A 12,128-nucleotide genomic window follows, 5' to 3' on the forward strand; every position below is an offset into this window, starting at 1 on the left:
GCCCTTCATTGCCCTTCGCTCGCGCTCCGTGCATTCGCGGCTTTGCCGCTCACCCCCTCATCGCCTCGCTGTCGCTCCGGCACTTCTCCCCGCTGGGGAGAAGAGGCAGGCAGCGCCCGCATCCGCCAACGTAAAAGGCAGGGTGCTGGAAGGTGGGACGTCTTCAATAGTGGCGCTTTAGGTGCCGCCCGATCACGGCAATCGTGATGGAACACGGGCAGCATTGCTGACGTTATTGCCCGCTGTCTCCGACTGCAAACGCTGCCGCAACAGCATCACTCGCCCGTTTCGGGCACCCCTTCCGACGGCATCCGGAATTGCCCGCCTCGCCGCCGCTTTCGGACGGAGGAATATCAGATGTCCGCTTTGGAAAGCCTGCGCCGGCTGACGCCGCAGCAGCGCAACACTGTCATCGCCAGCTATCTCGGCTGGACGCTCGACGCTTTCGATTTCTTCATTCTCGTCTTCGTTCTCAAATATATCGCCGAGGAATTCCATACCGACGTTCCCGCCGTCTCGGTGGCGATCTTCCTGACGCTTGCCATGCGGGCGCTCGGCGCGCTGGTCTTCGGGCTGGCGGCCGACCGCTACGGGCGGCGCATCACGCTGATGGCCGATGTGCTGCTCTATTCGATATTCGAATTTCTGACCGGCTTTTCCACCGGGCTCACCATGTTCCTTGTGCTCAGGGCGCTCTACGGCATCGCCATGGGCGGCGAATGGGGCGTCGGCGCCTCGCTGGTCATGGAGACGGTGCCGGAGCAGAGCCGCGGCATCGTTTCCGGCATCCTGCAGGCCGGCTATCCCTCGGGCTATCTGATCGCCTCGATCGTGTTCTTCCTGCTTTTTCCCGTCATCGGCTGGCGCGGCATGTTCTTTGTCGGCGCCGTGCCGGCTCTGCTGGTGCTCTACATCAGGCGCAACGTCGAGGAAAGTCCGGCCTTCCTGAAGCGGCAGGCCGAGGGGCGCCGGCCGTTCCTGACGGTCTTGCGCGAAAACATTCCGCTGTTCATCTGGGCGGTCCTCCTGATGACGGCGTTCAACTTCTTCAGCCATGGCACGCAGGATATCTACCCGACCTTCCTCGAGACCCAGCGCAACTATTCGAGCTATACGGTCGGCGCGATCGCCGTCGTCTACAATATCGGGGCGATCTGCGGCGGGCTGTTCTTCGGCGCACTGTCGCAGCGGATCGGCCGGAAGAAGGCAATCGTCATCGCCGCGCTGATCGCCGTGCCCGTCGCGCCGCTCTGGGCCTATGCGCCGGGGCCGGTGCTGCTCGCCATCGGCGCCTTCCTGATGCAGTTCTTCGTCCAGGGTGCCTGGGGCATCGTGCCGGTGCATCTGAACGAGCTGTCGCCGGACGAGGTGCGCGGCACATTCCCAGGTTTCGCCTACCAGCTCGGCAACCTGCTGGCGTCGGGCAATGCGACGCTGCAGGCAGGGCTCGCCGCCCGCTGGGACGGCGACTATGCCTATCCGCTCCTGATCGTTGCGGCAGTCGTGGCGCTCGTCGTCGCGGCCCTTGCCGGCTTCGGCTACGAGAAGAAGGATGTCCGCTTCGGTACGGAGGAGGCCGAGGAACCGCATGGCGCGATGCGAATCTAGCGCTGCCTGCGGCTATGAAGGCCGGCGGCTGACGTCGTCGGCCTTTCCTTCTGCCTGCCGCGCCATCTGCCCTTGAATGCTAAATTCCGGTGCAATTTCTGTACCCCGCCGGTTTCTTTTTTTTAAGGTCGTTGTCTTAAGTGTTTAGTCACGGGGACTAAACACTTGGCCTATTCCTCGCGTGGGTCATGTCTTGCGTCTCGCAGCGAGGAGCGTATGGGTTCGACGGATAATTTCGCCTTCCTCTTGCCAGCAATCATGCTGATTTTCGGCTGCACCTTTTTGGTGGTCAGGCGGCAGGGTTTGCGCGACGCCGGTTATTGGGCGGCGGCCTATTTCCTCGGCGTGGCGGCCTTCTCGATGCCGCTGCTTTCAGACCTCGTTTCGGATTCCATCCTGTCGCCGATCGCCGACGCGCTGTTCGTTTCAGCCTTCTACTTCTATAGCGGCGCGCTGCTCTTCCGCTTCGGGCGGCCGGGTTTCGTGCGGGGACGGCTGGTCTTCTGCGGTCTCTCCGTCGCGGCGACCAGCTATGCGGCCCTTGTCGCGGGGAACCTGCCGGCCGAGCTCGTCATCAACGATCTCTGCTGTTCCGTGCTGCTCGCCTTCGCCGTTGCCCTGAGCATCAGGCACGCCCGTCATCTTGCCGACAGGCTACTGCTTGTCATCGCCGGGCTGATCGTGCTCGATACGGTCGGTCGCAATATCATGCTGGTCTTCGTGATGCCCTCCTATGGCGGCACGGCCGAAGGGTTCCTCTCGTCGAATTATGATTTCATGATGCAGGCGACCGCGTCGATCCTGTCGCTGCTCTTCGGGCTTTCGGCGCTCGGCGCGGTCGCGCTCGACCTCATCGCGCGTTATCGCGACGCCGCCGATCACGATCCGCTGACGGGCCTTCTCAACAGGCGCGGCTTCGACCGGGTGGTTGCCGATCGGGCGACCGGAGCGAAGGCTGCGACCGGCGCCGTCATCATCTGCGACATCGACGATTTCAAGCGGGTGAACGACAGGTTCGGCCATGCTTGCGGTGACCTGGTCATCCGCGGCCTTGCCGAGCAGCTTTCGGCGCGGCTGCCCAAGGGTGCTTTTGCGGCGCGCTTCGGCGGCGAGGAGTTCGTCGCCTTCCTGCCTGACGTGGGGATCGCGCAGGCGGCGGCCATCGCCAACGCCATCCGGCTGGACTTTGCAGCCACCGACCGCAGCGCGCTCGGCGCCGACCAGGCGATCACGACAAGCTTCGGCGTTGCGGAGCACCGCCAGGGCGACCGGTCCTTGCACGAACAGATCGGCCGCGCCGATATCGCGCTCTATGCGGCAAAGGAGGCCGGCCGCAACAGGGTGATGCTGGAAGGCGAACCGCCGCGCGACCTGCCTGGTATCCGCATCGCCTCGGCGGTGTGAGGCTATCGCGACCGATCTCGGGCGTCGCAGGGCTTGCCGCCGAATGGCGGCGTGCTAGGTAAGGGCTGCCGGTATCTCCCTGCCGGATCGGTTCCTCCCTTCACAGCCCGAGTTACCCCATGTCCTTTTCCCCTGCGGCCGTCTGGCCTGTCGTCATGCTGTTTGCCTCCAACATCTTCATGACCTTTGCCTGGTATGGGCATCTCAAGCACAAGAGCAGCGCGATTTTCCTCGCCATCATCGTCAGCTGGGGCATCGCCTTCTTCGAATATTGCTTGGCGGTGCCGGCGAACCGCATCGGGTCGGCGGTCTATACGACGGCGCAGCTGAAGACGATGCAGGAGGTGATCACGCTGATCGTCTTTTCCGGCTTCTCGATCTTCTGGCTCGGCGAGAACCTGACCTGGAACCATGCGATCGGTTTCGCGCTGATTGCAATCGGCGCATCATTCATCTTTCGCGCATAAACTTTAGCCTTTTCAATAGATTACAAATCGTCCATGTCTAGATATCGTCACATTTCCTACAGATTGGCGTCGCAATCGGCTGGCAGCCTGTCACCTCAAGCATTTTCGTTTTTTCCGAGTCACTGAAATGCTATGACTTTTTGTTTGCGCAATTCCGGACGCAAAACCGCAACGCACTTTTGCTGGAATTGCTTAGCAGTGATCAGGAGGTGATCTGCCATGAGCCTGTCTTTCCCGACGATGGCGGCGATCCGGTTCGGTTACGGTTTCCGGCCGGGCGAGGCGCCGCCGCAGAGCAAGGATGAGCTGATCGGCCAAATCGCCGAGGGCGTGGCGGCAACGCCGGATTTTCCCCTCGGCGGGCCCGACATGCGCCATCAGGCAATTCTCAGCCTGCAGGCGCAGTTGAAGCAGATCCGGCAGGACGCCAAGACGGTGACCGACGATACGACGCAGCGCGAGATGCGCAAAGGGGTCCAGCGCCAGGTGCAGCAGCAGTTTCAACATGATGCGAACCTGCGGCTGATGCAGGCGGTGCTATCGCCGTACGGCTTCTACGAGAGGCTTTCGACCTTCTGGACCAATCATTTTTCCACCAGCGCCAACAAGAGCCTGCCGATGCGCCTCATCGTGCCGCTCTACGAGGCCGAGGCGATCCGGCCGTTCATATCAGGCAGGTTCGGCGATCTCTTGCGCAATGCCACCGCCCATCCGGCCATGCTGATCTATCTCGACCAGGCGGATTCGCTTGGGCCGGATTCGGCCGGCGGCATGAAGCGCAACAAAGGGCTGAACGAAAATCTCGGTCGCGAACTGCTGGAGCTGCACACGCTCGGCGCCGGCAGCGGCTATAGCCAGGCGGATGTCACGGCGGCGGCCATGGTGCTGACGGGGCTCACCATCGACCGCAAGGAGATGGACATCGCGTTCCGGCCGAATATTTCGGAGCCCGGCGCACATGAGGTGCTCGGCGTCAGCTATGGCGGGCGCAGGCGTTCGCGCGACGATTATCTCGACATGCTCGACGATCTCGCCGTCCACCCAAAGACAGCGGCGCATATCAGCCGCAAGCTCGCGGTGCATTTCATCGCCGACCAGCCTGACGAGGGCATGGTGTCCGATATGGCCGAGGCCTGGAAGAAGACTGATGGCGATCTGACTGCCGTCTACACCGCCATGCTCGATCATCCCGCCGCCTGGCGCGACGAGGGCGCCAAGGCGCGCCAGCCTTTCGACTATGTCGTCGCCGGCCTGAGGGCGCTGAATGCGGGGCCGGTCAACGGCGTTGTCGGCAGCTTCCTGGCGGCCAACCAGCAGGGTACGGACGAGGGCGACATGGCGGCGAACACGCCTGGCATGGCAGGATCGCCAATGCCGACGGATCCCGCCGGCGAGGCGAGGGAGAAGCGCCTCAAAGCCTTCCGGACAGCGCGGGCGCTGGGGCAGGGAGCACTCAGGCGCATGGGGCAACCGACCTGGCTGCCGCCGAGCCCGGCCGGTTTCGAGGAAGGCTTCTCAGCCTGGATCACCGGCAGCCAGCTCGCCGAGCGGCTGGCCTGGGCAAGGCGGGCCGCGGCCCAGTTCGGCCGGGACGAGGATCCGCGCGAATTCCTGAAATCGACACTTGCCGATGCGGCGCGCGACGAGACGATCCGCGTGGTGTCGCAGGCGCCGAACAAGATCAGCGGGCTGACGCTGGTGCTGGCATCGCCCGAATTCAATCGCCGATAGGAGCCTCTGTCATGAACCAGATCTCGCTTTCCCGCCGCGGCTTCCTGACCTCTGCCTGCTGTCTTGCCGCTGCCCCCCTCTTCACGCCGGTCACCTTCGCGGCGATGCCGGGTGACAACCGTTTTGTCACCATCGTGCTGCGCGGCGCGATGGACGGGCTGGATCTGGTGCAGCCCTATGGCGATGCCGGCTTTGCGGCGCTCAGGCCGACACTGGCGCTGACGCCCGATACCGGACTTCTCGATCTCGACGGGCATTTCGGCCTCAATCCGGTGGCCGCCGAGCTGCTGCCGCTCTGGAAGAGCCGCGAGCTCGCCTTCGTGCACGCGGTGTCGACGCCCTATCGCGACCAGCGCAGCCATTTCGACGGGCAGGACATGCTGGAATCCGGCGGCGAACATGTCGCCGAGGAAAAGACCGGATGGCTGAACCGGGCGCTCGCCGTCATTCCGCGCTCGGATGCGCGCAAGGCAATCGACATCAACACCTCGACGGAGCTGATCCTCTCCGGACCGAACAATGTCGACGTCTGGGCGTCGGATTCAAATCTGGCGCCGGCGCGCGACGAGATGCAGTTCCTGGCGCGGCTCTATGCCGGCGATCCGCCGTTCGCAGAGGCGATGGCCGAGGCGACACGGGCCAATAGCGCCTCGATGATGGTCGAGCCGGAGGGCCAGCGCGGCGCAAAGATCGCCGATGTGGCAGCGCTCGCCGGCAACATGCTGAAGGGCGATTACCGCATCGCCAGCTTCTCGATATCAGGCTGGGACACGCATATTGGCCAGGCCGGCCAGTTCAAACGACCGGTGCAGGACCTTTCGCAGGCGATCAATATGTTGAAGACCACGCTCGGGCCCGAGATCTGGGCAAAGACGGTGGTGCTTGCCATGACCGAGTTCGGCCGCACCGTGCGCCAGAATGGCTCAGCCGGCACCGACCACGGCACCGGCGGCTGCGCGCTGCTATCAGGCGGCGCCATCAACGGCGGTCGCATCCTCGGCCGTTGGCCGGGCATCGGCGACGGTCAGCTGCTCGACGACCGCGACCTGATGCCGACCGCCGACGTGCGCGAGCTCGCTGCGGCGATGCTCTACCGGCAGTTCGATGTGTCTGCCGATGATTTGACGGGGAAGATCTTCCCGGGGCTGGGGTTCGACAAGGGATCGCAGTTTTTGAGGGGGTGAGCGGCGGAGCCGCGAATGCACGAAGCGTAAGCGAAGGGCAAGAATAAGGTCGTCTCTTGGCTAGCCAGGGAGCTTGCCGCTACCCGGCCCTTCGCCTGGCTCAGGGCGTTCGACGTTGCAATCGATTCACTGGATCGATTGCTCCCGCTTCGCGGAACCGCGTCTCACCCCAACACATCATAAAGCCGGAAGATGAAACTGATCTGATAGACCAGGTTGACGATGATGAAGGCGGTGTGGAAGCGGCGGTTGGGGGTCCAGGCGGCGATGGCGCAGAGGAGGATGTAGACGATGTTGCGGGCCGGGTATTCCCAGCCGAGCGAGAGGATGCGCTCATGGCCCTTGATTGTCGTGTCGAGAATATCGACGGCGTAGGTGAGGCCGAGGATGCCGAAGAACCATTTGCGTCGGGAAACGAAATATTCCTCGTAGCCGCCATATTCGTCGAGCGAGGCAGGAAAGAGCAGGGCGCAGAGCAGGAAGAACAGGCTACAGAAGCAGACGAGGAAGAGATAGATGCCGAAGCCGATCGAAGGCACGGCCTGCAAGCGATATTCCCACCACCAGATATGGATGATGAACAGGAACATCGACAGCGCCCAGCCGAGATGGATGGGATAGACCTTGGCCTTGGCGGGATGCTGGACGATGCCGGCAAGGCCGGTGAGCACTCTCGCAAGTGAAAGGCTGATGACCATGCCCATCACCACCTTGATGTGAAGGAAGACCTCCGGCGAGCTGACCGTTTCCATGCTGTCGATCCTCAGGCTGTCACTCCTCGGGGACCTGCTTCGGTTTGCCCTCTTCGTCCAGCGCCACCATGATGAAGGTGCCAGCCGTGACCTTTTCCATCTTGGCGTAACGTGCGCGGTGCGCCCAGGCTTCGACGCAGAGCGTGATCGAGGTACGGCCGACACGGTCGATATCGGTATAGACAGACAACGTGTCGCCGATCTTGACCGGCAGCTCGAAGGCCATCTCCTTGACCGCGGCAGTAACAACGCGGCCCTTGGCGCGCTCGGCCGCACGGATGCCGGAGGCGAGGTCCATCTGCGCCATAACCCAGCCGCCGAAGATATCGCCAGCCGGATTGGCGTCGCCGGGCATGGCAAGCGTCCTGAGCGTCAGTTCGCCTCTTGGCTTCGCGGCATCGGTCATAAGTCTTCTCCAATCTCGTGCGGCGTCGGGCCGGCGATTCACTGCGAAGCACCCTAGTGCAAAGGCCGTGGGCTGTAAAAGACGCCTAGGTCAAAGCGCTGCAGGCGGCCGACGGGAAAAATGTTGCTGCCGTTGCCGATTGAAATGTCGATTGGTTTCAATGTGTTGAGTTTCGCAACCGCTGTCTTACCTTACGTTATTTAATTATTTTCTAATTAAGCTTTACGCTCCAGTAATTCCGGCAATTCAGAATGCGATTGATTTCACCTATAAGAATCGCTGGGAACCTCATGCGCAACGTCAAGATTTCCACCCGTCTTTATTGTCTCGTTGGCTTCACGCTTGCCGTGCTCGCGGCGACGATGGTCTTCTTTCTGAACTATTCTTACTCCGAGCTGGAAGACGAGCGGAAGGCAGGGCTGGCGCAGTTGGATGCGACGGCGCTCGGCATCTTCGAAAAATATTATAAGATGGAGCAGGCGGGCACGATGACCCGCGAGCAGGCGCAGGCGGCCGCCAAGGACGTGATCGGCGCGATGCGCTACGGCGCCGACGGCTATTTCTGGATCAACGACATGCATCCCAAAATGGTGATGCACCCGATCAAGCCGGCGCTTGATGGTACCGATATCTCGCAGATGAAGGACCCGACCGGCAAATTCCTGTTCATCGAGTTCGTCAACAAGGTGAAGAAGGACGGCAAGGGTTTCGTCGACTATCTCTGGCCGAAGCCGGGCGCCGATGAGCCAGTGCTGAAATACTCCTATGTCGCCGGTTTCGAGCCCTGGGGCTGGATCGTCGGCACCGGGGTCTATGCCGACGACCTTGCCGCGCTTTATCGCCAGAATTTGCTCTGGGCCACGATGGCCTGCCTGATCGGCGCTGCGGCGACGATCGCGATCGCCTTTGCCATCGTGCGCAGCGTGACGGCGCCGATCGCGCGGCTGAAGGCGGCGATGAACGCGATTGCGGCCGAAGAAGCATCGGTGGAGATATCAGGCAGCGACCGTCGCGACGAGATTGGCCAGATGGCCAAGGCGCTGCTGGTGCTGCGCGATTCCGTCGACGAGCGTAGCGCGCTGCGCGGGCGGGAAGACGAAAGACAGCAGCAGATCGAGGAAGAGCGCCGCGGCAACGAGGCAAGCCTGCGTTCCGCCTCCGAACGGCAGAACCGCGCGATGCAGGCGCTTGGCGTCGGCCTGGAGAAGCTTGCGGGCGGTGACCTGACGGTTGCGATCGGCGATATCGGCGAGGATTACGCAAAGCTGAGGGGCGATTTCAACGCCGCCGTCGACGCGCTGAACGGCGTCATCCATGCGATCGCCGAATCGAGCCGCGTCGTCAACGACAGCGCTTCCGACATCAGCGAGGCGACCGGCAATCTGTCGAAGCGGACTGAGCAGCAGGCAGCTGCACTCGAAGAAACGGCGGCAGCGCTCGACGAGATCACCGCGACGGTCAAGACGGCATCCGAGCGGGCGAACGAGGCACGCGAGATGGTGGCCGAGACCAAGGCGAGTGCCGGAAAATCCGGCGAGATCGTCCGCAATGCGGTGACGGCGATGGGCCGGATTGAGGATTCGTCCAACCGCATCGGTCAGATCATCTCGGTCATCGACGAAATCGCCTTCCAGACGAACCTGCTCGCGCTGAATGCCGGCGTCGAGGCTGCGCGGGCGGGCGAGGCGGGCCGCGGCTTTGCCGTCGTCGCCCAGGAAGTGCGTGAACTTGCCCAGCGCTCCGCCAACGCGGCCAAGGAGATCAAGGAACTGATCAGCCGGTCAGCGACTGAGGTCCAGGGCGGGGTGGCGCTGGTGCGCTCGACGGGCGAGGCGCTGCTGGAAATCGAGGCACTGGTCAACCAGGTCAACGATCACGTCGCATCGATCGCGACGGCGGCGCGCGAGCAGTCGACCGGGTTGAACGAGATCAACGGTTCCGTCAATCACATGGACCAGATGACGCAGCAGAATGCCGCGATGGTGGAGGAGACGACGGCGGCAAGCCGCACGCTCGCCGACGAGAGCACCCAGCTGAAGACGCTGCTTTCGAATTTTCGCCTGCGCGGGGCGGAGCAAAGAGCCGGGGCCAGATACACACGGGCAGCGTGAGTTAAGCCACTGAACAAAGGCCGGGAAACCGGCCTTTTTCATTTCCGTCGCGTGCAGATTGTGCCGGTAAGTTTTCATTCACCGTTTTTAATTAAAATTGGAGTGAGTTTTTTCGGTCACTGCCCAGCCAGCCTGCGGAAGCGATAAGAGTATGGCGTTTGTTTCCTTTCCACGGCGATCCCTTTTGCCCTTGCTGCTTTCGGCGGCGCTGACGACCTGTTCGATCAGCGACGGGCTGGTGCCGCCAGCCAATGTCGACAACGGCACCAGGGTCAGCTCGATCTCGCCGTCGCGGGGGGCAGCGCGCTTGGCCCCTGCCGTGCGCATGGCGCCGGTGGAGAGCCAGGCCTCCTATCCGGTTTCCAGTGCGCCCGTCGGCACTAGCCAGGGCTCGGTCGATTATCTCGATACGCCAAATCTTGCCGGCACCGGTCAGGCGGCGCCGGCCGCACCGGCGCAGGGGGGTAGGTTGCCGATGATCGACAGCGACGAGGCGCTGGCGGCAGGCCAACCGAGCGGCAACTGGGGCGGCACGCAGGTGCTTGCGATCCCGTCGGGCGGCGTCAACATGGATGACGATCTCGGGGCGGAGCCAGTCGTCGGACTGGCGCAGGAACAACAGCAACAGATCGCCGAGGGCAACGCCACCGAGCCGGTTGTCGACGGCATCGGCACCGATAACCCGACGCAGCTCAACCAGCCCATGCGCCAGCCCCCGCAGCAGCCAATGCCGCAGCCGGCGGCCGAGGCACAGATGAGCCGGGCGCCCGCCTGGAACGACGGCAGCCCTGTGGTGGCGCCGACCCGTGTTCCCGAAGAGGACGAGAGCGAAGAGGTCGCGATGCTGCGGCCGAACAATCCGATGATGAGCGAACCGGCAGCACCCGTCGATCCCAGCGTCATGCCGTCCTCCGAGCTTGCCTGCCGGCGTGAGCTGAAACGCATGGGCGTACTCTTCGACAACAAGCCGCCGATCTCGAACGGGCCGGCCTGCCAGGTACCCTATCCGGTGTCGCTGAAGGGACTTTCCGGCAATATCGGCGTCCGCCCCGCCGTGACGCTGAACTGCCAGGTGACGCTTGCCTTCGCCAAATGGGTGAAGAACGAACTGGCGCCGTCCGCCCGCTATCGTTACTGGTCCGGCATCAAGACGATCCAGCCGCTCGGCGGCTATTCCTGCCGGCGCATGAACAACAGCCGGCAGAAATACAATCCGATGTCGGAACACGCCCGCGGCAACGCCATCGACGTCGGCAAGTTCGTGCTGAAGAACGGCCATGAGATCGACGTGCGCAAGAAGGGCCTGTTCTCGCTGCGCGAAGGGCGGCTTTTGAAGGCGGTGCGCACCGACAGCTGCCGCTATTTCAACACCGTGCTCGGCCCCGGCAGCAACCCGGAGCACTGGAACCACTTCCACTTCGATCTTCGCTCCCGCAAGAGCGGCAAGGCCTATTGCGACTGATGCATATCGCCTAAGCCATGCGGCGCGGGTGCGGCTGATGTCGCAGCATCGGGCTCGGCTGCTAAAAAACGGTTCATCCCTGCCGCAGGGCGCGCTATAGGTCGGCGAGCCGATTGCGTTTCGAGAGTTTGATCCATGAGCTATGATTTCCATGTCGGCCAGAAGGTCGTCTGCATCGACGATAAATTCAAGCATGTCAGCATCGACCAGCTGATCCGCAAGGGCGAGATCTATACGATCCGCTGGGTGGGTGAATATACCCATTATATCGACGGCACCTTCATCGGGGTGAAGCTCGCGGAGATCAACCGCGGCAATGACGACGGGCCGGAAGGTTACGGTGCGGCCGACATGCCCTATCGTGCGACGCGGTTCCGGCCACTGGTGAAGGACAAGATCTCGTCACTGCGCAAGCTGTTGGCGCCGACGCCCGATGCACCGGTAGAACCGAAGGAAAAAATCAGGAAGAAAGAGAAGGTCTGAGCGCTGGCGCGCCGGGATCTCCTGGTGATCCGCCATTGCTGACCGATACATCCGTAGCAGCGGCTGCACGGCGGATTCGGCACAATCCATCTTGGCCTGCGCGAGGACGTACTGAGCGTTTCAGCGATTGGCATCCCTCGCGCGTGGACCTCATCGCCAGAAGCGAGGCGCCGTTGATCGCAAGGCCGCTTTATGCCTTGCCAGTCGGCCACCGCTGGGGGCGCCGGCCAGGCCTCACGCTGATCGGCGATGCCACGCATCTGATATCGCCCTTTGCCGGCGAAGGAGCCAATCTGGCGATGCTCGACGGCGCGGAACTGGCGCAGGCGATCGTCGCTGACGGGGACGATATCGAGGCAGCACTCGCCTCCTACGAAGCAGCGATGCTTCCCCGCAGCGAACGTGCCGCCTCGTACACGGGGGCGGGCCTCGACATGCGTTTCAACGACCAGGCGTTGCGGCCGCTTGCCGACTTCTTCCAGAGCGTGCGTTCGGGCGTGGAGGCATGAATGGATGGTGG

Annotated in this window: 11 protein-coding genes; 9 read left to right on the forward strand and 2 right to left on the reverse strand. The window is 62.9% G+C overall.

Translation table 11 applies throughout. From position 1 onward, the window contains the following. The first annotated feature begins 357 nt into the window (after positions 1-357). The 5 genes from RWJ89_RS32080 (at position 358) to RWJ89_RS32100 (ending at position 6,394) form a co-directional block, all read left to right on the forward strand. Entirely contained in the window at positions 358-1,608 is a 1,251-nt protein-coding gene (locus tag RWJ89_RS32080) for an MFS transporter (RefSeq protein ID WP_316031977.1), read from the forward strand. A gap of 216 nt (positions 1,609-1,824) precedes the next feature. Then, positions 1,825-3,012 (forward strand): GGDEF domain-containing protein, encoded by a 1,188-nt coding sequence (locus RWJ89_RS32085; protein ID WP_168284365.1) that lies wholly within the window; start codon positions 1,825-1,827, stop codon positions 3,010-3,012. 119 nt (positions 3,013-3,131) lie between these two features. After that, a complete protein-coding gene (locus RWJ89_RS32090) occupies positions 3,132-3,479 on the forward strand; it encodes a DMT family protein (protein WP_003560330.1) in 348 nt (115 codons plus the stop codon). A 219-nt stretch (positions 3,480-3,698) separates the two neighbouring features. Beyond that, positions 3,699-5,210, forward strand: coding sequence for a DUF1800 domain-containing protein (locus tag RWJ89_RS32095; protein ID WP_221997946.1), 1,512 nt, complete (start codon positions 3,699-3,701; stop codon positions 5,208-5,210). 11 nt (positions 5,211-5,221) lie between these two features. After that, positions 5,222-6,394, forward strand: coding sequence for a DUF1501 domain-containing protein (locus RWJ89_RS32100; RefSeq protein ID WP_316031978.1), 1,173 nt, complete (start codon positions 5,222-5,224; stop codon positions 6,392-6,394). A gap of 164 nt (positions 6,395-6,558) precedes the next feature. Here RWJ89_RS32100 and RWJ89_RS32105 read toward each other — a convergent pair whose 3' ends face one another. Together RWJ89_RS32105 and RWJ89_RS32110 are read right to left on the reverse strand one after the other, a co-directional pair. Continuing rightward, positions 6,559-7,146 carry a hypothetical protein gene (locus tag RWJ89_RS32105; RefSeq protein ID WP_077978505.1) on the reverse strand — a complete coding sequence of 196 codons (588 nt, stop codon included), beginning with the start codon at positions 7,144-7,146 and terminating at the stop codon, positions 6,559-6,561. A gap of 19 nt (positions 7,147-7,165) precedes the next feature. Further along, positions 7,166-7,552 (reverse strand): acyl-CoA thioesterase, encoded by a 387-nt coding sequence (locus tag RWJ89_RS32110; RefSeq protein WP_003540707.1) that lies wholly within the window; start codon positions 7,550-7,552, stop codon positions 7,166-7,168. A 290-nt stretch (positions 7,553-7,842) separates the two neighbouring features. Here RWJ89_RS32110 and RWJ89_RS32115 point away from each other — a divergent pair, with 290 nt between their 5' ends. The 4 genes from RWJ89_RS32115 (at position 7,843) to RWJ89_RS32130 (ending at position 12,117) form a co-directional block, all read left to right on the forward strand. Beyond that, entirely contained in the window at positions 7,843-9,663 is a 1,821-nt protein-coding gene (locus RWJ89_RS32115; protein ID WP_077978503.1) for a methyl-accepting chemotaxis protein, read from the forward strand. Positions 9,664-9,814: 151 nt separating this feature from the next. Beyond that, complete coding sequence (locus RWJ89_RS32120) at positions 9,815-11,125, forward strand: extensin-like domain-containing protein (RefSeq protein ID WP_316031979.1); 1,311 nt, start codon at positions 9,815-9,817, stop codon at positions 11,123-11,125. Between the two features lie 135 nt (positions 11,126-11,260). Then, the gene (locus RWJ89_RS32125) at positions 11,261-11,608 is read left to right on the forward strand and encodes a hypothetical protein (RefSeq protein ID WP_025394998.1); all 348 of its coding nucleotides are present in this window, start codon (positions 11,261-11,263) and stop codon (positions 11,606-11,608) included. Between the two features lie 143 nt (positions 11,609-11,751). After that, the gene (locus RWJ89_RS32130) at positions 11,752-12,117 is read left to right on the forward strand and encodes an FAD-dependent oxidoreductase (protein WP_316031980.1); all 366 of its coding nucleotides are present in this window, start codon (positions 11,752-11,754) and stop codon (positions 12,115-12,117) included. Positions 12,118-12,128: the final 11 nt, after the last annotated feature.

Source organism: Rhizobium sp. 10PS4 (assembly GCF_032464805.1).
Lineage (GTDB): Bacteria > Pseudomonadota > Alphaproteobacteria > Rhizobiales > Rhizobiaceae > Rhizobium > Rhizobium laguerreae.